This window comes from Prevotella sp. ne3005 (genome assembly GCF_900110085.1).
In the GTDB taxonomy this organism is placed as follows: Bacteria; Bacteroidota; Bacteroidia; order Bacteroidales; family Bacteroidaceae; genus Prevotella.
In genome coordinates, this window is sequence record NZ_FOCK01000003.1 from 177,095 (window position 1) to 203,883 (window position 26,789).

Genomic DNA, 26,789 nt, shown 5'->3' on the forward strand with positions numbered 1-26,789 from the left:
TTGGTTGGTCAGATATGCGTTAGAATGTGATTGTCGTCTGATTGCCATCGTAATCGATGGTCTTAGTAGTGCCGTCGGGAAGCGCAACGGTGAACTGACGCTTCAAGAGCATACCGGGATATTCGCCCTTTCTGGCCCCTATAGTGAGCGTACGGGCTTTGTCACTCCAAGAGAAGACGACGGTGGCATAAACGCCACGCTCATAGTTGTAGTTATCACCCTCGTCTTCATAAAGGGTAAAAGTGCCGTCAGCACCGGGGTAGAGACGGAATTCGAGATTGTCCCACGTTTTCTCGCCCACATATTGCATCTCAGGACCTAAGGGCAGGATACTACCGGCACGTACAAACATGGGCACACGATCGAACGTGGTCTCGAGGGTGACGCTCTTGCCACCCTGATAGGCCTTACCCGTCCAGAAATCATACCACAGGGCTCCCTTTGGGAGATACTTTATTGCGGTTTTACTGGTAGTAAAGTCTACCTGAACGGCAGACTCGCCCCGCGCCTCCTGGCGATCCCAACCCGTCATGGCATCCGTGCGGATAACCTTTTCCTCCGTATACTGGGGATTGACGATGGGGCAAGCAAGGATGCTGCGACCAAACATAAACTCATCGGCCACATCCCACACTTTCTTGTCGGAAGCGAAATCGCTGAACAACGGACGCAGATAACTCTCGTTGTTGGACGTTACTTGCCAAGCAGTACTATATAGATAAGGTATTAAACGGTAGCGTAAGCGAATCATCTTTTCGATGGCATCGTAGACGGGTGTCCCTTTCTCACCGAATTGCCAAATCTCACGAGGGGCATCGGCTCCGTGGCTACGGAACACCGGGCAAAACAGTCCGTACTGCATCCAACGCACATAGAGTTCCTGGAACTGGGGATTCTGGGGAGCAGAACCCGGTCCACGGGTATTGTAAGAACCACAGAAGAAACCACCTATGTCGGTATTGAAATTGGGATTGCCCGTGAGTGAGAAACTCAATCCTGCGGGCACTTGCTTACGGAGCATGTCCCATGATGAGTTCACGTCGCCACTCCACATGTTGGAACCATAATGCTGTTGACCGGCGAACGAAGAGCGCGTCATGATGAACAAGCGCTTCTCCTCCGACACCCGACGCTGCTTTTCGTAGACACCACGGACAGTCTCCAAGGGGAAAGCATTACGGAGTGAGCGCCATGTACCTCCCGTAACAGGGTGCTCATAGTCGCTCTCGCGGGGATTGAAGAAGTCGGGATCCGTGGAATCCATCCACCAGGCATCAGTACCGTAGTCGAAGAGGGTCTTCAGGTATTTCCAATAGATATTGCGAGCCTCGGGACTAAATGCATCGTAGACCTTCACTCCAGAGGGATAGTCCATCCTCGGTGGCCAGATATGGGAGATACCACTCTGTGGCCACGTCTCGATGGGCAACAGGAGCCCCTTTTCATCCAGTTCACGAAACTGGCGCGTCATGGGACCGAAGCTGGCCCAAATGGAAATCATGAAGTGGGCATGCTTGGCGTGGACATTCTTGATGAGCTGAGGGCCATTGGCAAAGTCCTCGGAGAGGAAGTCCATAGCATTCCACAGGTAGTTGGACCCCCAATACTGCCAGTCCTGGATAATACCGTCGAGTGGCACCTGCAACTCACGGTATTTATCGACAATACCCTCAGTCTCTGCAGCGGTCTTATAACGCTCTTTCGATTGCCAGAAGCCATAGGTCCACAAAGGGAACATCGGAACGTCGCCTGTAAGATGGCGCATCTGGGCGATAACACCATCGGCAGAACCACCGTACATGAAGTAATAGTCGATGCCCTCGCCCACCTCCGAGGTGAAGGTCATACCGTTGGCATCGTCATCGAACTGGGTAGGCGAATAGTTCTCCCAATAGAGGCCCCAGCCCTTGATGCTCTGGAGCACATTCTGGAAATCCTCAAGATTCGACTGTTCCATGCGCTTATGCTCACCACGACGGTTCATCTTTCCATTCTGAATAGTACCAAGACCGTAGATGGCCTCGTCCTTGTCGAGACGGAAGGTCTGACTGACCTTGCCGTCTGTGATGGAGCATGAACGCTCACGCAACAGCACCCTACCCTTTGCGTCGAGGAAGGTCAAGGCACCATTGGCATCTTGTTTCACGGTGAGTTGGCCGCTCTTCCATGTATTGCCATTTTGGATGGCCACGCCCTGTTCGGGCTGGGCCGTCACCACCAGACTCTTGGTGGGCTGTTCCTTGATAATATGGACGATACTGGGCGTGAAGAACTCAACTTTCAGCGTTTGCGCCCTAGCCTGAGCCATTGTCAGAACCAAAGCGAAGATAAGGAAAAAGCGTTTCATTATTTTGACTTTCTTTGTGACTCTGTCTCCTCGCGCTTAGCCTTATAATAGCGCTCTACGAAGTCTATCTGCTCACGGTTGGGGCGCATGATGAGCGAAGCACCATTAGAGAACTGCATCGTAGTGGGTTTCGAATCGTCGAACGTAGGCCAGTAAGGCAGACCTTTAGCATTGGGATTACCGGTCTTAATGAAGTTCACCCAATATTGTTGCATGATTTCAGAGACAGCGGCCTCAATGGGGTATTTATCATTCTGCATGATGAAGTGGCTGTTCAGATACATAATATCATCGGCATGGGCCACGCCACGTCGACGGGGATCCTGTGAAAAGCTCACCTCTGAGGGTTGGGCGAGGAAAGCGGCATAGGCAGGACTCTTACCCGTTTTGGTCTGAAGGTTTACCCATGCATATGAAGGCCATGCGAAACCCATGTCACGAAAGGCATCGCCAAAGCCATGCCAAGCCTCGTCATCGTTATTGCCAGGATAGTATTTCAGTGCCTCGTCAGCCCAGTCGCCGAAGATGCCCTTCACACTCTTCTGGAAGTTCTCGGCCGTCATGTTACCAGGTGCGAAGAGAGCACCTTCGTCACTGTTGGTCATCACGATGATGGGCACGTCGTTATATTCGCCACGCTCATAGAGACGATACTGATCGTCGGTAATCACATAACCATCGACACAAGGCCAAAAGCCAGCAAAACCCACGTTACCGTCACAAAGCAGCATCGGGTCCATCTGACGCATCTGCTTGAGGTTCTTTTTCTTCAGGTGTTTCTGAAAGGCAAGGCCCTGTTGCTCGGCACCCTTTTGTGAGGCATCCAGACCTAACGAACGGGGGGCATCGCTCCAAGGGGCGAACGAGCCACCACTCTGACTAATGCAGCCATGGAAGAGCCCTTTGGCAAGGGGTGAACCACAGAGGAGACTACAGCTGATGGCACCTGCACTCTCGCCAGCAATGGTAACCTTCGAGGGATCACCACCAAAGTTGGTAATATTACGTTGTACCCATTGGAGGGCGAAAATCTGGTCAAGGATACCATAATTGCCTGAATGACCTTCGGGGTTCTCCTTAGTCAGTTCGGGATGGGCCATGAAACCGAGTGCTCCAGTGCGATACTCGATGCTGACCACAACAATGCCACGCTGGGCAAGGTTTCTCCACATGTCACCACCATACCACTCGGTCTGGAAGCCACCACCATGGATCCACACTAAGACGGGCAGGCGATCGTTAGCAGACATTGCAGGAGTGACAATGCCGAGATAGAGACAATCCTCACTCATCATATCGGCCGTACGACCCGGACGTGTTGGTTGTGGAGGCATGGGGCCGAACTCATCAGCCTTTCGCACACCCTCCCAGCTCTTAGCTGGCTGTGGAGCCTTCCAACGCAGGTTTCCAATTGGGGGTTGGGCATAGGGGATAGCCTTATAGACGGCCAGTTCTCCCTCGGCGACACCCTCGATATCACCTGTTTCCACATGGGTCTTCAGGAGCGACTGCCCCTGTACGGCTGCGGCAGTCATCAGCGCGCAAAACGTCAGAACAATTGTCAGAAGCTTTTTCATAATCGTTTGTTGTTAGTTATTATTACTGTGTTTGAATGTTCTCTATTCAGACATGTTTTTAATGTAGGGCAGGTCGACAAGGTCCTGTAGCTGGTAGAAGCGTGCGGCATTCTCTCCGAGGAAAAGGGTTTTCTCCTCGTCTCGGAGTTCCGGGGTCTTCAGGATGAAGTCGTAAGACATGCGGTAGGTGATGGCCGTGATGGTGCGGGGGTAGTCGCTACCCCACATCAGCTTGTCGAAACCCACAAGGCCGGCAGCCTCCTTGATGGCACGCACGGCAGAGGGATAGGGGTAGAACTCACTGTTGTAGAGCCATGTGATACCTCCCGTCTCGATAAAGACATTATCGTAACGTGCCAACATGACCTGTCGTTTCCAGTCTTCGTTTTCCCAACAAGGGGTGGCAGGTGGATTGGCCATACAGAGGTGACCGATGGCGATGCGCAATCTCGGACAAGTCCTAATCACATCACGCAACTCCTCCGTCTGCTGTTTGCCGTCGGCAAGGGTGATGGAGAGAAACGCATCACGCTCCTCCATCTGTTTGAACAACTTAATCATCTCCTGCGAGTTCAGTTGTATCCGGAGTTCATCAGTCAGGAGCCTATGACCGGGAATGGCGAGTCCCTTGAAACCGCTGTCGATGAGTATCTGACCCTGAAGGGGCAGGTTGGGCTGGAAGAAGTTCACCATGCCACAGGTGATGAAACGGTTAGGATATTTCTCACCGACCTGCTGGAGGTAACGGTTCTGACAACCATCAATCAGTTCCTGTACCACCACGGCCGCCGACACCTGCGCATAATCCATGTTGGAGAGGAATACCTCTGCCGTATTTTTGCCATCGATGATGAAGGGAGGCAACATCTGCACCTCCTCGCCTAAGAAGATGGAACGGCCATTCTTACGCGACTTGATGGGTAATCCGTTCCATGTGGTATTCTGTTTCAGCCATAAGTGGCTGTGTGCATCTACAATTTTCATAAAGTATTATTTATAACTTTTGGGTGATTCTTTTCCGAAGAGGAACTGTTTCTGATAGCCACCGAGGTCGATGACAATCTTCTCGAACACGATGCCGGGATCCTGCGGATGGATGGTCAGCGTGTGAATATCGCCTTCGGCAATGGGCAGCTCTACCTCTTTCTCTACCACGCGAAGGGCGATGGTGGGATAGTAGATACTGTAGATATTCTCTGGTTTCTCGTTCAGATTACTGTTGAAATTGATGCTGGCAGGCTTGCCTCCATCAATGGCCACATCATAGACCAGACCACCCTTGTCGAGGAAGTCGAGGGTTGACTTGGTGACCACATGAACCTTTGCCGTCTTTGCCCCGTCGGCCTTAAAACGATAGGTCAGGGTGGCAGCGTCGGTCTTCTGCGTATAAGGCATTAGGGCGATGCCGCTCTTCGTACGCCCCATGAAGGGGATTACCGTCCATTGGGCTTGTGAGGCGTTCTCACGGCTATAGGTGTGCTCGGCCTCGATGCTGATATAACCGTCGGCAGGTGAGAAGGTCGGTCCCTGGGCGGACGTCTCCACTTTCTTCAGCATCGGCACGACATCGGCAGGGAAGTTATCGTTCCACGTTCTATAGCTGATGTGCTTCTGGATCATCATACCATCCCACTTGCCACCGGCAATCTCCTTGTTGTATTGCAGGTTCAGCAGAGAGTCGCGCTTGAAAGCCTGACGACAGCGTTCTGCCCAGCAGTTGGCCTCAGGATCGCCCAAGGCAGCAAGTTTCAGGTTCATTGCCTGGGCATAGTACATCTCGTAGACGGCCCCCATCGCCTGAACAGGGAAGAGGATAATCTGACGATAAGCATCCCTGGCCTCGGGCTTCAGGGTGATGAATTGACGAAGGGCACGGACTTCGAGAGCCTGGTATTCGCCCACCACCTGGGCAAACTCATCGGTGGTATAGGCGCTGGCGTCGAGCATCTCCGAGGTGATGCGGCCGTTGTATTTGCTCACAAGGTTCAGGATCTGCGAAGCCTCACAAGCCTGGTCTTCACCAAAACTCTCGGCACAGAATTCATAGGTATGGCAAAGCAGATTGTCTACCTTATATTTATTGGGGTTCCACGCCATGTCCATAAACAACTGGATGGGATATTCCATCGGTTTCAGGTCGCCCACGTTCAGGATCCAAAGTTTCTGGATACCACCTTTATAGGCCAACTGCAACTGTTCCCACATATTCTGGATGGGGGTGACATTGATCCACTTCGTATTTCGGGGCGCACCCACATAGTCCACATGGTAATAGAGGCCCCAGCCGCCCTTACGCTTCTGCTCCTCGGCTGTCGGCAATCGCCGCACATTACCCCAGTTATCGTCGCAAAGCAACACCGTCACGTCGTCGGGCACACGAAGTCCGGCATCGTAATAGTCCTGTACTTCTTTATATAAAGCCCATATCTGGGGCGTCTCCTTAGCCGGACGCTTGGTCACTTCCTTGATGATACGACGCTGGTTGTCGATGATGGTCTCCAGGAGCTTAGTGTCGGTGCCGTTGCCCATGGCCTCATCGCCATCACCACGCATACCGATAGTCACTATGTCGTCAGTACCCTTCATACGCTCGATACCCTCCCGGAAGAAGCGGTCGAGGTTCTCTTTATTCGTGGAATAGTTCCAGGCGCCCCACCCTTTTCGGTCACGAGCATACTCCTGATGGTTGCGAGCCATGGGTTCGTGATGCGAGGTTCCCATCATAACACCCATCTTGTCGGCCGTCTTTAGGTTCTCGGGATCGTCGGCATAGAAAGCCCAGCCCCACATGGCAGGCCAGAGATAGTTACCCTTCAGGCGCAGGATGAGTTCAAATACTTTCTCATAGAATTGATGGCCGCCGTAGTTAGTGCCGAAGGTGTTTTTCACCCACGTGGTCAAACAGGGTGCCTCGTCATTAAGGAACAAGCCACGATACCTCACGGCTGGTTCTCCATCGGTATATTCGCCCTCCTTGACATACAACTCCGGGTGCTTCACCACAGGCACGTCAGCCCAGTAGTACCAGGGCGACACACCAATCTGTCTGGACAACTCGTAGATGCCATAGACCGTACCGCGCTTGTCGCTGCCCGCAATCACGAGTTGCTTGCCGATGGTCTTGATGATATATTTCTCAGTCTTGCCCTTCAGATCCTTCAGCAAGCCCTGCTTCACCCACTGGTCGATCTGTGGATTCGAGCCAATGGTTCCAATCACGACACTAGCATCGTTCCCACCACGCTGAGGTTTCACACCCGTCACCTGTTCGAAATCGCGCAGGAGATTAGCGACAGCTATCTGCACACAACTATGTTCTCCGTCGGCATAGCTGATGGAGACATCCTTCAGTTGAAGGGCACCCTGGGCGGGTTGGAAGGTTATAAACGTGTCGGCTGCACGACTACCTAATGGGAGCAACGCCGACATGAGGAAAATGGCCAGACAGTGAGTCAGCCTTTGTAGATTTTTATTAATCATGTCAGTTATCATCTTGATTCTGGGTGCAAAGATACTACTTTTTTTATAATAATGTGTTCAAATATGTTTCATGAACTTTATTTTTTGTTGCTTTTTCTTGCTGAAAAGAAAAAAAACCATTACCTTTGCCCAAAATTTTACTTGAACACGAGACATGTGGCCTAAGATATTACTAACTATTATCGCTGTATTCCTATCCTCGAGCGTGTCTGCTCAGATGGGACAATTTTTCAATCCTGACAAGCAACTCTCCAGCAGTTTTGTCACTCAGGTGTATATTGACAGCGAGGGATTCCTATGGGCATCCACCCGCGATGGCATCAACCGATACGATGGATACCAGTTCCGGGTCATCCGCCGAGAGAATGATTCCAACAGGGCGCTGGCCAGCAACTACGTGAACACGCTCCTGCAGGACCGTAATGGTCTGTTCTACTTTGGTATGTACGGTGCACTACAGACCTGGGACGGCCGCAACTTCTATAATGTGACGATGACCGACCTCAAGGGTCAGAAGGGCAGCTGCTATGCCACCTGCTTTTTCGAACGCGCCAACGGCGATGTGCTCGCAGGGACCTCGGGGCTCGGTGTGATGAAGTTCATCGACAAAAGCCACGCCCAACAGATGGGTGGCGAGCTGGCCGACCTCCATACCATCAACTCGATGATCGAAGACAAGAAAGGACGCCTGTGGCTCGTTACCGACAGCAAAGGCTTGCTCTGTTATGACGGGAACAAGGTAAGGCGCTATCTCGCCGACCGTACCGAACTGCAATTCTTCGGTCTCTGCGAAGACCACGACGGCGTGATCTACGTCGGCACCACCAACTCAGGCGTCTTCCGTCTGCAAGGCACCGACTTCGTACATATCGAGGGCACAAACAACCACTCCGTGTCATCGCTCTTCTGCGACCACTTCGGTAGTATCATCATCGGCTATGACGGCCAAGGTGTGGCCATCTACGAACCCGCCAGCAACCATGTGCTCGACAACCCCTTCTTCAGCATGGAGGTGAACCTCTCTAAGAGTAAGATATGCTCCATCACCGAGGACAAGAGCGGCAACCTCTGGTTCGGACTCCTGCAGAAAGGCCTCTACCGCCAGCCCATCGCCTTCAAGGGTTTCAACTATATGGGCTACAAGATGGGCGACCAGAACCTCATCGGCAGTGCTTGTGTCATCAGCACCCTTGTCGACCGCCAAGGGCGCGTGTGGATAGGTACCGACAAGGACGGGCTCTACAGTTTCAACAATCAGGGTAGTCTCCTGAAACATTATCTCAGCGGCATTCCCTCCACAGTGATGTCGCTCACAGAAGATATCAACGGCCACATCTGGGTGGGCTCCTATGGCGACGGCTTCGGCTGGATCGACCCCTCCACCCAGCAGTTCCATCCGGTGGTATACCCCGACGACAAGAATTTCATCGTCATGGATATGGAGTGCGATACCCAGGGGCAACTATGGCTCGCCTCATTCAAACACGGTCTGATCTGCATGGACACCAAAGGCAACATCCTCAAAAAATATAGCATGCAGGAAGGTGCAGAGACCGACCGGAAGATGAACAGCATCACCAACAACTACGTCTCGCAGGTAAACATCTCCCCCGACGGCAAACGCATTTACGCCGCCACGTCCATGGGTCTCTGTTGCCTCGACATCGAGAGCGACAGTTGGGTCAAGGCCTTTGGTACCAACTGTCCCAACTACTCCCAGCCCGTAAGAATCGCCCGCGAATATGGCGGTCATATCTGGGTGGGCACTAACAACGGACTCTACTGCTATAGTCTTGACGGAAAGGTATTGAAGCACTTTGACACAAAGAACGGTCTCCCCGACAATGGCGTGGGCACCATCGAGCGCCACCCCAACGGCCGTCTGTGGATGGGCACCAACCACGGTCTGGCATGCCTCGACCCCAAGACAGGCCTTTTCCAGAACTACTTCGCCGATGATGGTCTGCAGAGCAATGAGTTCAGCGACGGTGCTTCCACCATCTCAACCGACGGCATCCTTTACTTCGGCGGCACGGGTGGCATCACCTGGTTCCGTCCTCAGGATATCGTACAGAGCAAGTGGGAAGCTCATGTGCAGCTCACCGCCTTCAACGTCAACGGCACCCCCATCGGAGGCAATGCCATGTCGGGCGACTACCAGATCACCGACACCACTGTCTATGCCAGCCGCCGCTTCGAACTCGACTACCATGACAATACCTTCTCGGTGCAGTTCTCTACCCTTACCTACGAGAACCCCGAACACATATCTTATTTATATAGCATCAACGGCGAGCCCTTCATCCGCCTCCACCCGGGCATCAACGTACTCACGTTTTCCCACCTGCCGGAAGGCACTTACCGCTTCCGCGTGAAGGCTGAGCGCAATAATATCGAGACCGCTGAGCGCGAGTTCACCGTGGTCATCCACAGTCCTTGGTACCGTTCGGCATGGGCTTACTTCTTCTATTGCGTAGTCTTTGGCCTCTTCGTCTGGCAATATCTGGCCTACCGCCGCCACCGTGAGCAGAACAATCTCCGCCTCCAGGCACATATCCACGCCGAGGAGATGGGCGAGGCCAAGTTGCGTTTCTTCATGAACATGAGCCACGAGATACGCACCCCGATGACCCTCATCATCACACCTCTGCTCTCGCTGCTCAAAAACGACGACGATCCCGCTCGCCGCAATGTCTATGAGACCATCAAGCGTAATGCCGAGCGTATCCTCAGCCTTATCAACCAGATGATGGACCTCCGAAAGATTGACAAGGGCCAGATGCAGATGCGCATGTCGGAGACCGACCTTGTGGGCTTCGTCAAGGACATCTACGACCTCTTCGAGAATCAAGCCAAGGCCAAGCAAATCACCCTCACCTACGAACATGATATCGACCGGCTCCCCGTCTGGATTGACCGTAAGAATTTCGACAAGGTGGTGATGAACGTGCTCTCTAACGCCTTCAAATACACGCCAACTGGCGGCGAAGTAGGCATCCGTCTCTTCCACGATGACCAGCAGGCCACCATCGCCATTCGAGACAACGGTGAGAAAATCCCCGAGGATAAGCTCGACAAAATCTTCGAACGTTTCTACCAGACCGCCTCGACGGCCAACGACCGCAATGTGGGCACAGGCATCGGCCTTGACCTGACGCGCTCGCTCGTCGAGCTCCACCACGGCACCATCTCTGCCCACAACCTCGTCAAAGGCTGCGAGTTTGTCATCTCCATCCCGATGGGCAATGCTCATCTGACCAGCGACGAGATGGTCGACGCCGCTGATGTCGAGACCACCGCCGAAGAGCTGTTGCCCTTGGAAGAAGAGGTTGCCGCCATCGAAGAGGCTGCCCCCCAAGTCGAAGTTCCCCAGAACCGCCGACAGGTCATCGTCATCGCCGAAGACGACGACGAGATTCGCTCCTACCTCGAGAAAGAATTTGAGAAAGACTACGACGTGCGCACCTGCAGCAATGGTATGGAAGCCCTTGGCGAAGTACTACGCACCATCCCCGACCTCGTGATCAGCGACGTCATGATGCCCGAGATGGACGGTCACGCCCTTTGCTCGAAGATCAAGACCAACCCCAGTGTCAACTTCGTGCCCGTAGTCATGCTCACCGCCAAGAGCCGCGATGAAGACAAACTTGAGGGTCTGGAAACGGGTGCTGACGCGTATATCGTCAAGCCCTTCAACATGGATATCCTCCGGCGCACCGTCCACAACCTCATCGGCTCACGCCGACTGCTGCGCCTGAAATACGAGCGCAACGACGACCTCGAGGAGCAAGTAGACGATATCCGTCTGAAGTCGCCCGACGAAAAGCTTCTCGACCGTGTCATGGAGTGTATCAACAAAAACCTGAGCAACTCCGACCTCAGCGTTGACATGATTGCCGAGAAGGCCGGCATCAGCCGTGTCCACCTCCATCGTAAGATGAAGGAGCTCACCGGCCAGACGCCTCATGACTTTATCCGTAACATCCGCCTGAAGAAGGCTGCCCAACTGCTTACCACCCAGGGCATGAACGTCACAGAGGTGATGTACGCCTGCGGATTCTCCAACTCGGCATCCTTCTCTACTGTCTTTAAGAAATACTACGGCATGTCTCCTCGTGACTACATGCGAGAGCATGAGGAACGCCAGTAATTATAAAAAACAAATGACAACCAAAAAAAGAAGAAAAATGAAAAAAATGGTTTTAATGGTTGCAGTCGCCATAATGACTGCCATGAGCGCAAATGCTCAGAATGAGGATCTTCATCATGAGCTCAGCCTCTCTTATGGTCTCGGAAGTATTGCCCAGTTTGGCGATGGCCTTGGCGAAGGTATCGGTCTGGTCTTCACCAATACAGAGTATGACGACGGTACCATCCTGGGCCCCATCTCCTTGGAATACTTCTATCACTTCAACAACCCCCGTCTGGCTCTTGGTGCATCGTTCACCTATTCTAAATGGGATAGCGACGTGCTGGATAGAAGCAGCCATCAGAAGCTTGGCGATCGCAAGCGTAACTTCTTCTCGGTGATGCCCTCTTTCAAGAGCTACTGGATCAACAAAAACAACTTCGGTCTCTACTCCAAGGTTTCTGCAGGTGTTGGTTTCCTGAGCGTCAAAGACAATTTCAAGAATTATAAAGACGGTAAAGAGGTCAATGAAAAGAAAGACGACAACGGTGCCTACTTCATGTTCCAGCTCTCATTTGTCGGTGTAGAGTTCGGTAGCAAGTTCCGCGGCTTTGCCGAGCTTGGTATCGGCGACCAGGGCTTCTTGCAGGCCGGTGTCCGCTACAAATTCTAATATACATTATTAATAATATAAATAATAACAAACAACAGGGGCGCCCGAAATTAATCGGACGCCCCTTGAGTTTACAAGCCCATGCACGATGTGGTGCCAAGGGCACCAAGCGCAACTACGACGAGTTGCTAATCGAGAAGAATAAACGAGGCAGCTGGTGGATCCACTTCGCCGTGCGACCCCAAGGCAACCGAAGAAAGACCGCGTTTATACAAACATGAGATCTCTCCATGTCTCCCTTTGTCATCTCGAGCGTAGTCGAGAGATCTCTCCATGCGCTACGCTTAGTCGAGATGACAAGAAGAATCCCCACTCGGATTGAGTGGGGATTCATTTGTTTATTTGTACTGGATGGCAAGCATCGGTGGAAGGGTGACTTTTGTGTCGGAGAAGCGGTAGATGGCTTCGGACATGCGGCCGACAAAGTCGGCAGGCGTGGTGCTGGTCTTCTTGGCTTGCAAGGCCTCGCCGAGCATACGTTTCTCACCGAAGGCCTTATCCTTGGCATCGCGGACATCGAGCAGCGACCTGGTATAGAGGAAAATCAGGCTGGTAGGCTCGATGACGGTCTGCTGTAGCGAGAAAGCGACACCGGACTCGATGCCCACAGCGATATCATCACCATCGGCGAGCTGACGGAACGTCTCGCCGGCTATCACAGGCAACGGATGGCCGGCATTGCAGTAGATGAGCTCGCCAGAGGCAAGGTCGAGGGCACCGATGAAGAGTTTCACGGGCGTGTGATCGCCTGCTGCCATCGTGTCGTTGATAGCGGTGACGATGCGGTCGGGGGAGGTCTCAAGGCTGGCCATCGCACGGAACTGCGACCTAACGAGCGATGCAGCATGGGCTGCATTCACCTCATTACCAAGGGCGGATGCCGCACAAAGATAGAGACGGCCACCCACCAGACGGTAGTCGTAGAAGTCGGAGAAGATCGATGCAGCTGGTATCGGCGTGGCACCGTAGCTGAGGTCTCCGACTGTGGGGAAGGGCTGTGGCTGGTCGGAGATGAGGATGTTGTGAGCCATGCGCTGTTCGGTGTCAAGGCGCTCTTTCTCTGCAGAACTGGCCTCCACCTGTGTAAAGTCAGCCTTGAGCTGCTTATAGCCTTGCTTCATTCGGTATCTGACGTAGATATGGTAGAAAATGTAGAGGATAAGCAGGGCGATGACGGCTGCGAAGACGCCGTAAATGCCAAGCGTGTGCTTACGGGCCAGTTCATCGCGCTCAGCCACAATTTCGAGTTCTTTCTCACGGATGACCTTCATCTCCTCGGCGTCGGTACGACGTGAGCGGGCGATAGCAGAGTCGAGCATCTCACTGATTTGCATACTGACGGCCATGGCGGTATCGCGACGACCTGCAAGCAGGTTGGCACGGTATTTCTTCAAAGCAGCTTTCTGCACACTCTCGAGGGAGTGCTTGGCATTAAACTCATCGACGATCTTGTCGAGACTCTCGTAGTTGGCTGCAACCTCCTTCCAACGGCCTTGGGGCTCAAGGTAGTCATTGCTGACGATACTACCCTCGGGCGTCTTGCTGTAGGCGGTCTTGAGATAGTCATTGTAGGCATCCTCGGCTTCATCATTGCGATTGAGTCCTGCCAGGGCTATAGCCTGGTAGATGTCGTAGCGGGCCCACTGTTTGTCGATATAGTCGGGTTTGGCATCCAGGCGCTGCTCATATTCGGTAATGAGCTTACCATAGCGCTCGTTCCACTTCAGGGCATCGTCATAGTGCCCGGTGTTATTGAAAGCATAAACGATGTTGATAACACCTGCAAAAGCATTTTTATAGGCATCGTCGGAGTGTTTTACCTCAATGTCGGAGGTGTGCTTCTTGTAGGCACGGGCGAAGTTGTCGTTGATAGAGTCGCCATACATGCCGAGGCCGAGCTGACAACAGCCGATATAGATAAGGGTGTTGACATAGTCGCTGGTGGTGTCGCACTGGAGGGCTTCGAGTCTTCTGACCACGGGAACAGCCATTTTCACGGTACCCTCATAATCGCCACGTGTCATGAGCACATTGGCCAGACGACAGGCTGATTTGGCGTAGAAGTCCATCTCTTCAGGGTTTTCAGATTTGGCTGCAGCCTCGATGGCACGGTTCCAGTAGAAGTCGGCCGTACGCTGGCGCATCTGATGGTCACAGGCGTAGCCCTGCCAGTAGAAGGCTTTGGCGGCGGTGATGAGTCCTTCCTGTCTAAGGCTGTCGGCGAGGGTGATGAGGTGCTGGAAGTCGCGGGATTGGCGTGTCTTCTCGATGAGCTGGTCGGCTTCCTGGCTGGATTTCACGTCTCCTCCCTGATGGCAGGCAGACAAGAGCGCGGCCACCATACTGAAAATGATAAACAGTCTAGATTTTCTCATATCGCTATTGGGGTTTAGTTGGTTCTGGGGATTTATTTCTTCTGTTTATACTTGGCCAGTTTGTCGAAGCAGAACTGACGGAAGTCGGTCCACCGGTAATAAGGTCCGGTGACAGGCTTGATGGGCAGCGTGGCCTCAGCCTCATTGAGGAGCACCTTGAAAAGCACATCCTGATCTTTCGGGTTGCTGCGGTAAAAAACGAACTGCAAGTTGCAACCCATGGGGAACACGCTGGAGCACCACCACCCTTTCTCTTCGAGCTCGTCGAGGTTGTCGGTCTCCAGATCATAACCGTCAACGCCGATAAGGCATAGCAGGGGCAGGATCACCGTCTCATGGCCGAAGCGCAACTGAGCACCGGGCTGGTCCAGCTGGATGCAGCTATCGGCTTCTTCGATGAGATGTCGGAGCAGATAGCGCTGACTATAGGGCTGGCAACCGCCATTAAGCTTGCAGGCACCATGCTGGATATACCAGAGGGCGTTGTCGACCTGCCACATATTGTAGAGTGCATCTTCTGAAAAGAGCTTGATCAGGTGGGTGTCCTGATTGTAGCTGGTGTTAAGCTGGAAGAGGCTCATCTTCATCAAGTAGTAGTTGAAGTAGTCTTCGTCGACAATTTCTTTCACGATGTCGGGGTTCTTGAAGATGAGTTCCATCAGCTGGCTGTTACCCATTCTACTGGCAGTATAGGCATCGTAGGCTTTCTGCGCCTCGGGTGTCATATAATTTCTACGGAGTTTTCGGTCCTGATAGTTCATGTACCACTGGTTGCGCTGGGAAGACTCCATCGTGATGTTCAACTGGGGGCACACCTGCAGCAGCTGTAACGCGGCAGAACCCATCGACTCAATACAACGGGGCACGACGGTGCTAACGGCGGTAACCCTAGCTCCTGGACAGAATATCTCCGGGAAGCGCTGCGCCATGCGGTGACCGATAGCCTCCAGCTGTCGTTTGCCATAACCAGAGAGCTCACCCCAACGATTTTCCGTGTCACGCATAATCCTACGCATTTCAGCGTACACTTCTTCACCAAAGACGGTCAGTTCGTCGAGACTGTCGGCTTGTGCCATCATCTTATAGGGGATATCATAGCCACTACGGCTGTTGATGTAACGTGAGCCATGACGCCCGTAATGGGAGAGGTAGAATGGCTTCTTGTCGCCCGGCGGCGGAGTCAGCGTGGCTGTGATCTCAGGATAGATGTGGTAGTTGCACGAGGCATAGGAAGGATACTTCCTGATGAGGTCCCTTACGGTCTGGGCGTGGGAAGTGAGTAGTGAGAAGTGGAAAGCGAAAAGTGCAGTGAGAAGTATCGTCAGCACTTTCCCGTGAAGTAGTTGCTTCGTTGCCATACTTATCATGCCTTTATTTTTTTGTGGATTCATTGAGTCGCTTGTTCTCGTAACGGTAGAGCTTGCGCAGATAGTAGCGCTTCACGTCCTGCCAGTGATAATAGGGGGCACAGTCGGTCGGAATGGGCAGTTTGGCCTCGTGGCCGTTGAAGAGCACCTTAACCAGCACGTCGGGGTCGTCAGGGCCACTATGGTAGTGGATCATGTTGATGGCACCTCCAAGGGGAGAGATACGGTAGTTAGCCCATCCATAAGCCTCCAGCGAGTCGAGGTTGGAGGTATGGATGCCGAGTCCGTCGAGCTCCATCAGACAGGCCAGCGACATCACGGCACTCTCGTGGGTGAAACGCAAGTGCATCAGGGGGGTGGTACGTCCCATCACGCTGTCGCCCATGTGCATCATGTTGCGTAACAAGGCTCTTCGGGTATAGGCCTGATAGCCACCGTTGAGCGTGCAACCTCCGTAATTGATATAGTGCCACGCATTCTGCTTACGCCAATGCTGGTGGATCTCTTCGGGGGTGAAGATATCATATAGACTTATCAAGCCAGCGAGCTCGGTATGCTGGACGTTACCCGCCAGGATAAAGAGCTGGCGTGCTAACTTGGCTTCGTCGATATAGGTGGCCACGTAGTTCAGGTCGTTGAAGAGCGATGCCATCAAACGCCCGTCGTTGGTGTTGAGGGCTACGAAACGGTTATAACGCGCCATGGTCAGTGAGTCATTAGCCCGAGCGGACAACTCCTTGTCGCCCGCAATCATATATCTCACTTCCTGATTGGAGGCTTTACTACGCGCAATAATAGGCTGTTGCATCGATGAGAGTTGGAGAAGCCCCTCCTGCATGGTGAGAATCGAACGGTTCTGCACAATGCTATGCACACTATAATAGCTGTCTTTGCCTAGCAATCCGGGTATACGCTCCACCATCTGTTTCATCAAGGCCCTACTCTGCAGAGCCCCTTTGGGCGTGAGTTCGCCCCAGCGGTCCTTGGCGTCGTTGCGCAACAAAGTGACCCGGCGTAATACATCTTTTCCGAGATTCGTGAGTTTGCCTAGGCTGTCTGCCCTCAGAAAAAGGGCGTAGGTCTCTTCATAATACTCTTTCTTGTCGAGATAATAGGATCCCGCACAACCGTAGTGATTGATGTAGAAGGGTTTCTTTCCTTCTGGGGGAGGTGTATCCTTAGGTGCCTTGCCGACGATAGGACGGGCATAGAACATGCCGGCCGCACGATTGACGTTAGCCTTCAGTTCCTGCTCCACAGTCTGGGCCATTGCACCCATGCCAATGAGGGTGAATAGAATCGTTAGAAAGAGTTTCATTTGGCAAAGGTACAAAATGTTATGTAATTATGCAAATTTTTCGGCGAAAGATTGCATTCACCCCGTTCGGGAGCCTCGTCAGAAGTCGAGAATCAGACTCTGACGGGGCTTGAGTTCCAGGTTTTTCGATAAATCGAAGTAACGGCCAGTGAGCACATCCTTCACCTTGGCGGCGTCGCCTATAACCTCCGCATAACGCTCTACCTCGAGGGTAGCAGGCTTCGAGGTACCGTTGAGCACGACGAGGGCCGTACGTCCCTGATACTGACGGGCGATGACATAGACACCCTTGAAGGGGATAAACTGGGTCTGTGTGCCCTTGATGATGACATCGTTGCCCTGACGCCAGTGGAGCAGACGACTCGTCCATGCGAACATGGCTTGCTCGGCCTTCGTACGACCTTCCTTGGTGAAGGCGTTGTGTTCGTCACCAGGGAAGCCTCCGGGGAAGTCCTGACGCACATGACCATCGGTCACCTCCTTCGTACCGTTCATCAGGATCTCCGTACCATAGTAGAGCTGGGGGATGCGGTTGACGGTGAGCAAGAGAGTGAGAGCCTGTTTCAGGGCGAGGGTGTCTTTACCTTTGCCGAGGAAGCGGTCGGTATCATGGTTCTCGATGAAGGCCATCACACTCGAGGGGTTGGGATAGAGATAGTCGTAGACAAACGAGCCATAGAGGCGGTTCAGTCCCTGCCACCAGGCATCGGTCTCTTCGTGTTTGGCCTGGTTGAGCTTATCAAAGAACGAGAAGTCCATGACGGTCTTGAGGTAGGAGTTCTTTTTGGCAATCTTCGAGTCTTTCTGCCAAGCAGCGGTATAGGCGGGCTCGGTAACCCAGGTCTCACCCACAGTGTTGAAGTTGGGATACTCGTCGTCGAGTTCCTTCATCCACTGGGCCATGGCATCGGCATAGGCGTAGGGATAGGTATCCATACGGATGCCGTCGATGCCGACGGTCTCAATCCACCAGATGGAGTTCTGAATGAGATAGCGCATCAGGTGGGGGTTATGCTGGTTGAGATCGGGCATGGATGGCACGAACCAGCCTTCGACAGTCTCCTTGAGGTCGATCTGGGAGCCATAGGGGTCTACCACGGGGGTGAGCTTGTAAGAGGTCTGAAGATAGGCTGACTTGGCAGGCTCTGAACCGTCGCTGTTAGCTGTAAAACCTGTCTGCGGGTCACGACCACTCTGTTTCTCTGTAAGCCAATCGGGGGTGTTGAGCCAATCTTTCGAAGGCATATCCTTGGTCCAAGGGTGTTCAAATCCGCTGTGGTTGAAAATCATATCCATCACCACCTTCAGTCCCTTGGCATGGGCCTCGTCGCAGAGGCGTTTGTAGTCGGCATTGGAACCGAAACGGGGGTCTACCTTATAGTAGTCCGTAGTGGCATAGCCGTGATAGGTGGAAAAACCATTCTTAGAGTCGGGAGAATCGTTTTCCAATACGGGTGTGAACCACAGGGCCGTAACGCCGAGTTCCTTGAAATAGTCAAGATGCTCACGGATACCGTTGAGGTCGCCACCATGACGGAGACTGGGCTTCGTACGGTCTTCTACATAAGTGCGCATACCTTTGACCTGAGTGGGATGGTTGGCACCCTGAGCAAAACGGTCAGGCATAAGCATATAAAGCACGTCGGCATTAGTGAAGCCCATGCGCTCCTCGCCCTTCTTCTCACGGGCCTTAAGCTGATACTGGACCTTTGTCTTACCAAAGGTCAGGGTCATCGTACCGGGCTGGGCATCCTTGAGGTTGAGGTAGATGAGCAGGTAGTTGGGAGAGTCGAGGCGTACGAGGCTGTCGATCCTGACACCCGGATAGTCGGTGGTGACACTGGCAACATCGCGAATGCCCTGACCATAGACCATCAGCTGGACGGTGGGGTTTTTCATCCCAACATACCAGTCGGTGGGATCTATGCGGTCAATCACTGTCTTTTTGGCTGCCATCAATGTGAGTGTTGTGCTTACGAGTAAGCAAAATAAAGAAAGTCTTTTCATATTAGTTGTGAATGATGATTGCGGATTGTGGGTCGGCGATGGCCTTGTTACCCTTGAGGGTGCCGAGGCCCTGTTCATTGATCTGACCATCGCAGCATACGACGGTATAGTTGCCCTCTGGGATGGAGACCTCTACTGACGTCTTGTTGGCATTGAGGATGACGATGATGTCGCGCCAGTCGTCACGGCCGGCATAGTTCTTCAGACGGAAGGCTACAACACCCTTGGGGGCTTCGAGGAATTCGAGGTGCTTGCGCACAAGATCGGCATTGCCCAGACGGAAGGCCGGATGGTTCTTACGAAGCTGGATGAGGTTTTTGTAATACTCAAACACCTGAGGAAACTTCGTCTTATTACTCCAGTCGAGATGGTTAATCTCATCGGGCGACTCGAAGCTGTTATGGACACCTTTCTTATCGCGCAACAACTCTTCACCACTGAGCATGAAGGGCACACCCTGCGAGGTGAAGACGGCCGTCTGTGCCAAGAGGTCGAGACGTATCAACTCCTCGTTGGAGATACCAGGAATAGAAGCCTTCAGACGATCGACGAGGCACATATCGTCGTGACAACTGACGTAAGAGATCATCTGCGTGGGTTCAAGGGCCCAGGGCGACGTCGAGTAGTTTACCTTCGTCATATCCACCTGAGGATGGCTGATGGCACCTGCGATACCGTATTTGATGCTTTCTTCATCGGCACTGCCTCCCAACCATCCGGGTTTCGTATCGTCGGAGAAGGGACCTCGGAGGGCATCGCGGATCTCATCCGAGAAGGCGGCGATGGCCGGCATCTGTGGGATGTTGGCCTTCATGCCAAGCTGTTCCTGGGGATAAGCACATGAACCGGCACTCCACCCCTCACCATAGATGAAGATGGTGGGGTCAATCTGGTCAACCATCTGTCGGATGTCGTTCATCGTCTGGATATCGTGTACACCCATCAGGTCAAAACGGAAGCCGTCGATATGATACTCCTTGATCCAGTACTTCACGCTCTCGAGCATGAACTTACGCATCATCGGCTTGTCGGAGGCCGTCTCGTTGCCACAGCCTGAGCCGTTGGAGTATTGTCCGTCGGCGGTCTTGCGATAGAAATAGTCAGGGTAGGTGCGCTGGAAGTTTGAGTTCTCGATGTCGTAGGTGTGGTTGTACACCACATCGAGGATCACACCTATACCAGCTTTATGGAGGGCTTTCACCATCTCCTTGAACTCACGGATACGTACCTCGGGATTGTAGGGATCGGTAGAATAACCACCCTCGGGCACGTTGTAATTCAAGGGGTCATAACCCCAATTGTACTTATTATCACTAAGGCGTGTCTCGTCCACAGAAGCATAGTCGTAGCTGGGCAGGATATGGATGGCATTCACACCTAAAGTTTTCAGGTGGTCGATGGCCCAAGGCTCGGTGAGGGCCATGAACTTACCGGGATACTTAGCATCGCTACGCGCGATGGAAAAATCACGATGGTGCATCTCGTAGATGATAAGGTCGGAGGGCGACTTCACCACGGGACGCTGGTCACAGCACCAGTGGTCGGGATTGGTCTTTGACATGTCGATGATGGCTCCACGCTTGCCGTTGACGCCTACGGCCTTGGCAAATACACCGGCACACTCACCAAGCCCCACGTCGAAGGTATAGAACTTACCCATGAGGTCGCCACGGACGGTGGCCGTCCACTGTTCGTTGCCTGTACGTTGCATCTTCACGGTCTTGAGAACCTTGCCACCCAGTCCCTCCTGATAGATACGGAGGGTGACCTTTTTCGCGTCGTTGGGGGCGAAAAGTGAAAAGACGGTTTTCTCAGGAGCGTAGTTCACCTCCTGAAAAGGCTGTGCCACCACCTTGTGGGGAAACAACAGCGACAGTAATCCTGCGAATATCAATTTCTTCATTCTTTTGGGGCTTTTTGGTCTTTGGGTTTCTCGTTTCTGCAATTGAGTTCGTCCATATATCCTGCCGTGATAATACCAGAGGGCAGGGCGATAACAGCGATACCCACCATCGACGAGAAGATACTGATTACACGTCCGACGTGGGAGATGGGGTAGATATCGCCATATCCTACCGTGGTCAGCGTACAAGCTGCCCAGTAGAAGGCATCAAAGAAGCTGTCGAACAGAAGCTTACCCGTGGCAGGGTTGATCTCCTCCTCAGCATTAAACATGATGAGAGCTGTGACAAAGATATAGAACAGAGCCAGTACCAACACCGTCCACAGAATCTTACGTTGGCGACGGATGACGGACATGATGATCTTCAAGGGCTCGAAATATCTGATGACACGGAAGATTCTCAAAATCTTCAACAACCTGTATACTCGTACCACCCTGAACGTAGGGCCTATCAGGTGGAAGATAGGCAGGATGGTCAACAGGTCTACAATGGCCATGGGTGTGAAAGGGTAGATGAGGAAGGCAGTAATCTTGCTCCGTTCCGACTGAAGGTCGGCCGTTCCCCAGCGGAAGATGTAGTCTACGATAAAGAGCGAGGTGGAGATCAGCTCAAACCACCAGAAGATTTTGGGCTGACTTCTGAACATTAATGGCAGGATGCTGATGGCGATAGCCAAGAGCATGATAAAGTCGTAAGCCCGTGAGGCACGGTTGTGCTTCACGGGGTTTACGAGGTGGTCGATGGTTTTTCGTAAATTCATATGATGGATTGTTAGCGTCCTTCCTTTTTACTGTGCCATCAGGCTGACAGCGAAGCCGCCACCGGGAGCCTCCTGTAACTTCAGCACATCCTTGGCTGTGACAACCTTCTTTGTGATCACATAAGCCTGGGGATTGGACTCGTAGTGGGCATCCTTTGCATCGGCATAGATGGTACAGAGGTACTTACGGCCCTTGTCGAGGAAATCGAGCTTAATGGTGGTCTTATGGCCGTTCTCGTCGCACTTGCCACCAATAAACCAATTGTCCGTTCCCTTGGCTTTACGGGCCACGGTAATATAGTCGCCCGGCTCGGCTTCAAGATACTTAGAGTCATCCCAATCGCAAGCCACGTCACGGATGAACTGGAAGGCATCGTCAAACTTCTCGTAGTTCTCGGGCAGGTCGGCAGCCATCTGGAGAGGCGAGTACATCGTCAGATAGAGCGCCAACGAACCGGCAATCGTGATACGTGCCCAAGAGGTGTTGTTGCTCCATTCTGAGAGTTTCGTGACGAAGATACCGGGGGTATAGTCCATCGGACCTCCCTGCAAACGGGTAAACGGCAGGATACAGGTATGGTCGGGATTCGAGCCTCCGAAGGCCTCATACTCAGTACCACGGGCACTCTCGCCACCCACAAGGTTCGGCCAGGTGCGGCATAGACCCGTCGGACGGGTAGCCTCGTGCGAGTTCACCATGATATGATGCTTAGCGGCCTCTTTGATGACGTAGAGGTAGTGGTTGTTCATCGACTGAGAGTAATGATGGTCTCCACGGGGGATGATGTCACCCACATAACCCGTCTTCACAGCATCGTAGCCGTATTTGTTCATCAGTTCGAAAGCCTCCTTGATATGGCGCTCGTAGTTTTGTGTCGAACTGGAGGTTTCGTGGTGCATCAGGATCTTCACACCTTTCGAGTGAGCATATTCGTTGAGTGCCTTGATGTCGAAGTCGGGATACGGGGTCACGAAGTCGAACACATCGCGCTTCCACATGTTGGCCCAGTCTTCCCAGCCTACGTTCCACCCCTCTACAAGCACCTCGTCGAGACCGTTCTTGGCAGCGAAGTCAATATAGCGCTTCACGTTCTCGTTATTAGCCTTATGGGTGCCGTTGGGTTTCACCTTTGCCCAATCTATCTGATCGAGTTTGATTGAGGGAAAATCGTTGGTATAGTGCCATGAGCCGCGACCCACAATCATCTCCCACCATACACCACAATATTTCGTGGGGTGAATCCAGCTCGTATCCTCAATCTTACAGGGTTCATTGAGATTCAGGATGAGGTTATTAGAGAGCATGTCGCGGGCATCATCGCTGACCATCACCGTGCGCCAGGGAGTCTCACAGGGTGTCTGCATGGCACCCTTCAGCCCTGTGGCATCGGGTGTCAGATGACTCACAAAGGTGAACGGCTGCGGCAGAGGATACTTCGAGGGCTTGGGGTTGGGGGTATAGGCATTGCTGCCACCACCCAACTTGGTAGAGAGGGCCTTCGTCTCGGCATCCACCAACTCGAGGTGCATCGTGGCATAATCCAGACAAGCTGCCTCATGGATATTGATGTAGAGGCCATCGTCGCTTTTCATCTGGAGCGAGGTCTGTACACCGGTCTCCGAGAAGACGGCCACCGACGAGTTGCCCCAGTTTACGGCTTTCTTCATCCGTCCACGGATCTCCGAGAGTTTCGTCTCCTGCGTCATCTGCTCCTGAGTGTCGTAGTCACCGGGAAGCCACCATGCCTTGTGGTCACCAGCCATGGCAAATTCAGTCATCTCCTCCTGGATCAGAAAATAGTTCAGGCTTTTCTGCTGGGGGAATTCATATCGGAAACCAATACCCTCGTCGTAGACCCGGAAACGGATCACGATCTCACGGGTCTCACTAATCAGGGCCAGACCTTCGTTCTTTCCGTTACCACGGTATTCCGGACGTTCGGTAACCTGCTGCAAAGTCGCAGCCAACTCGTTGTAGTGGTTACGGATGTTCTTGGTCTCGCCCCACACGGGTTGCCAGGTCTCGTCAAACTCACTGGTCTCTTCCTTGACAATCTGGAATTTGTCCATCAGGTCAGTTTCATTCATGCCCTTCGAGGCATGCTTGTCCTTCGCCAGGATCAGACCGAGATGTGAGGGTTTGACCACCTCACGACCCTTGTAGGTCATCTCATAAACGGGACGGCCATGATCGTCCAACGAAAACTTCAATTCGATATTGCCATTCGGAGACTTTACGTTACCTGCCATTGCAGGTAAAGGTAAAAGGGTAAAAAGGTAAAAAGGTAAAATACCCATTACCGTTCCCAATACCTTCGAAATAAATACGTTCTTCATCTTTTTACTATTTTACCTTTTACTTTCTTACCTTTTTACTTTTAGTTATTTTCTTCCACTTTGAATAATTAATGTGCTGATTTCATTGTTGAAGTCATCGGCAGCTAAGAGTTGCTCGATGTTCAAGTGCATCCTGTAACGCCAGTAGTGACGCGGATTAGCCGGGATATTGATGCGCTCGGCATTGGCATCAGGCAGGCGCAGACCCTCGTCGATGCTGATCCAGTCCTGGAAGGAGAGCAGACAGAGCATCGAGGGCGAAGTCAAGTGACGACTCACGATATCCTTAGCCAGCCATCCGGGTAGCGGATGAGGTGCAGCACCTCCACGATAGAGCATAGAGTTGAAGTAGTCCTGCGTCAGAGCCTCGTCCTCATCCCACCATTGACGGAGCGTCGGCATGTCGTGAGTGGAGATGGTGCAGACACTACGGTAGGGGTTACGGGAAAGATGACCGAAGCGCACGCTACTGTCCTTCGGCATCGACTGGATTTCCAAACTCAGAATCCTCAGTTCGTTCATCACCCAGGGCACGCAGTCAGGCACCATACCCAGGTCTTCGGCACAAACAAGCATACGGGTGGCCTGTGTCAACTTCGGCAGTTTCTTCATCGCCTCAGTATACCAGAACTGGTTGTTTCGACGATAGAAGTAGTCATTGTAGAGTCGATTGAAGTTGGCCTTCTGCCAGTCATCGAGCTTCTCATACGCCTCCTGATACTGCACGGCAATACGTGGATGCCATCGGTCATCGCGCTTGTGGTCAACAAGGAACAATCCGTCGTTAAACTGTACGCCATAGGCCTCAATCTCCTCCTTGCTCATGCCGAGGGCTGGAGAGAACTGCCCCATCAGTCCGGACTTATACGGTACGGGAATCTCCCAGATACGGAAGAAGCCCAACACGTGGTCGATACGGTAGGCATCGAAATATTCGGCCATCTTACGGAAGCGGCGCACCCACCACGAACAGCCGTCCTTCAGCATCTCGTCCCAGTTGTAGGTGGGGAAGCCCCAGTTCTGACCATCAGCAGAGAACGGATCGGGTGGCGCTCCAGCCTGACCGTTCAAGTTGAAGTATTTCGGTTCTACCCAGGCCTCCACACCGTCACGGCTGATGCCGATGGGGATATCACCCTTCAGGATGACACGCTGCTGACGGGCATGCTCATGGGTAGCACGCATCTGCTGGTCGAGGTTGAACTGTACAAAATACCAAAAGGCTACTTCCTTATAGAGTTTCGTGGTCGATTTTGTCATGGCCTCACGCTCCTTGGCTGGCAGCTCATGGTGGTCGGGCCACTCCTGGAAAGTTGCCGTGCCATAAAGGTCACGATAGTGACAGAAGGCAGCATAGGGCACCAACCACTCCTTGTTCTGCTCGAAGAACCGTTTGAACGCCTCACTCTTCAGCACCTTACTACCCTCCTGGGCGTAGATCTCACGCAGATAGTCCATCTTTGCAGCAAACATACGCTCGTAGTCGATCTGTGGCAACTCATTCAGTTCCTTACGCAACTTCTCAAAAGCTGCGCGCTTAGTCTCGTCCTTAATGGCAGGCAACTGACGGAAATCAGTATATTGCGGATGCAGGGCATAGATGCTGATGGAGTTGTAGGGATAGGAGTCCTGCCACGTCCGTGTCATGTTCGTATCGTTGATGGGCAACACCTGCAGAATCCGCTGCTTTGTCTTGTTACACCAGTCGATCATCAGCTTCAGGTCACCAAAGTCGCCCACGCCGAAGCTCCCTTCTGTACGCAATGAGAAGACGGGAATCACAGTTCCGGCCCCCTTCCACGGATAGAGGGGGAAGTAAGCCTGTGAAAGTTCATAGACCACCACGTCGCCTTGTTCCATCTCCGGTAGGGTCACCATACGGTTCATACCCGTCTCCCAGAGGGGTGTCACGTCCTCCACCTCATCGAGCCCCACAAACTTAAACTCAAAGGTCTGAGGCAGGGTGTCGGCATCCAGACTAACCACCCATTCGTTGTTCTCGTGCTCCGTCATGTCGATAGCCTTCAGAGCCTCCCAGTTGCCTAAGGTCTCACCACCGCCAATAATAGCAAGACGCTCAAAATTCCTCAACTGTGGGGCACGCACCTTCAGACGCACGGTCTTGGCGAAATCGGTAGGCTCACTCAGCTTTACGCCACGAGCAGCCACACACTCCGTGAAGGCCGTCGAGTAGAGATACGCATCCTCAGGGATATCGAGCCAGTGGTCATAGACCCTGTAGTTCGTACCCTTCTTGGCCTGCAGCTCCAGTCTGTGGGGCTCCACCAGCCACTCGTGACGCTCTTCTTCGCCTCCACGCATCACGTTATAATAATAGTCTATGTACGCGCAAGACTTGATAGTCTTGCTCAGTTCGCAGGTCCAGTGGATACCGTCCAAGGTCCCCATCTTGTGCTGCTCCGTCTTACCATCCATGAGGATGTTCACTGCCAGTTCTTCTCCGAAGGTTGTCTGGTACTCGAGATGAAAGTTGATCTTCATAATCGAATTGTCT

General features: G+C 52.8%; 14 protein-coding genes. 2 read left to right on the plus strand and 12 right to left on the minus strand.

Translation table 11 applies throughout. From position 1 onward, the window contains the following. Positions 1-19: 19 nt before the first annotated feature. From BMY16_RS05625 to BMY16_RS05640, 4 genes are read right to left on the minus strand one after another with little or no spacing between them, the layout of a single operon-like run. On the minus strand, positions 20-2,347 hold the full coding sequence (locus BMY16_RS05625; RefSeq protein ID WP_091840774.1) for a glycoside hydrolase family 31 protein: 2,328 nt from the start codon (positions 2,345-2,347) through the stop codon (positions 20-22). Beyond that, the gene (locus BMY16_RS05630; protein ID WP_244512918.1) at positions 2,347-3,924 is read right to left on the minus strand and encodes a carboxylesterase/lipase family protein; all 1,578 of its coding nucleotides are present in this window, start codon (positions 3,922-3,924) and stop codon (positions 2,347-2,349) included. The genes BMY16_RS05625 and BMY16_RS05630 overlap by 1 nt, the downstream gene beginning before the upstream one ends. A 42-nt stretch (positions 3,925-3,966) precedes the next feature. Further along, positions 3,967-4,908, minus strand: a complete 942-nt coding sequence (locus BMY16_RS05635; protein ID WP_091840777.1) for an amidohydrolase family protein — start codon at positions 4,906-4,908, stop codon at positions 3,967-3,969. A 6-nt stretch (positions 4,909-4,914) separates the two neighbouring features. Further along, on the minus strand, positions 4,915-7,404 hold the full coding sequence (locus tag BMY16_RS05640; protein ID WP_091840779.1) for a glycosyl hydrolase 115 family protein: 2,490 nt from the start codon (positions 7,402-7,404) through the stop codon (positions 4,915-4,917). 217 nt (positions 7,405-7,621) lie between these two features. On the opposite strand from BMY16_RS05640, the gene BMY16_RS05645 reads away from it, so the two are divergent. Next, the gene (locus tag BMY16_RS05645) at positions 7,622-11,554 is read left to right on the plus strand and encodes a hybrid sensor histidine kinase/response regulator transcription factor (RefSeq protein WP_244512919.1); all 3,933 of its coding nucleotides are present in this window, start codon (positions 7,622-7,624) and stop codon (positions 11,552-11,554) included. A 37-nt stretch (positions 11,555-11,591) separates the two neighbouring features. Further along, complete coding sequence (locus tag BMY16_RS05650) at positions 11,592-12,206, plus strand: hypothetical protein (protein ID WP_139207135.1); 615 nt, start codon at positions 11,592-11,594, stop codon at positions 12,204-12,206. Positions 12,207-12,544: 338 nt separating this feature from the next. Here BMY16_RS05650 and BMY16_RS05655 read toward each other — a convergent pair whose 3' ends face one another. From BMY16_RS05655 to BMY16_RS05690, 8 genes are all read right to left on the minus strand, one after another. Then, entirely contained in the window at positions 12,545-14,581 is a 2,037-nt protein-coding gene (locus tag BMY16_RS05655; protein WP_091840783.1) for a PP2C family protein-serine/threonine phosphatase, read from the minus strand. 32 nt (positions 14,582-14,613) lie between these two features. Then, positions 14,614-15,939, minus strand: coding sequence for a histidine-type phosphatase (locus tag BMY16_RS15445; protein ID WP_170836020.1), 1,326 nt, complete (start codon positions 15,937-15,939; stop codon positions 14,614-14,616). 13 nt (positions 15,940-15,952) lie between these two features. After that, positions 15,953-17,266 carry a hypothetical protein gene (locus BMY16_RS05665; protein WP_091840787.1) on the minus strand — a complete coding sequence of 438 codons (1,314 nt, stop codon included), beginning with the start codon at positions 17,264-17,266 and terminating at the stop codon, positions 15,953-15,955. Positions 17,267-17,344: 78 nt separating this feature from the next. Continuing rightward, positions 17,345-19,273, minus strand: a complete 1,929-nt coding sequence (locus BMY16_RS05670; RefSeq protein ID WP_091840788.1) for a glycoside hydrolase family 13 protein — start codon at positions 19,271-19,273, stop codon at positions 17,345-17,347. Position 19,274: 1 nt separating this feature from the next. Continuing rightward, the gene (gene pulA, locus BMY16_RS05675) at positions 19,275-21,176 is read right to left on the minus strand and encodes a type I pullulanase (RefSeq protein ID WP_091840789.1); all 1,902 of its coding nucleotides are present in this window, start codon (positions 21,174-21,176) and stop codon (positions 19,275-19,277) included. Further along, positions 21,173-21,937, minus strand: coding sequence for an ion transporter (locus BMY16_RS05680; RefSeq protein ID WP_091840790.1), 765 nt, complete (start codon positions 21,935-21,937; stop codon positions 21,173-21,175). The genes pulA and BMY16_RS05680 overlap by 4 nt, the downstream gene beginning before the upstream one ends. A 27-nt stretch (positions 21,938-21,964) precedes the next feature. Beyond that, positions 21,965-24,235 carry a glycoside hydrolase family 97 protein gene (locus BMY16_RS05685; RefSeq protein WP_244512951.1) on the minus strand — a complete coding sequence of 757 codons (2,271 nt, stop codon included), beginning with the start codon at positions 24,233-24,235 and terminating at the stop codon, positions 21,965-21,967. A gap of 84 nt (positions 24,236-24,319) precedes the next feature. Then, the gene (locus tag BMY16_RS05690) at positions 24,320-26,776 is read right to left on the minus strand and encodes a 4-alpha-glucanotransferase (RefSeq protein ID WP_091840794.1); all 2,457 of its coding nucleotides are present in this window, start codon (positions 26,774-26,776) and stop codon (positions 24,320-24,322) included. Positions 26,777-26,789 lie beyond the last annotated feature (13 nt).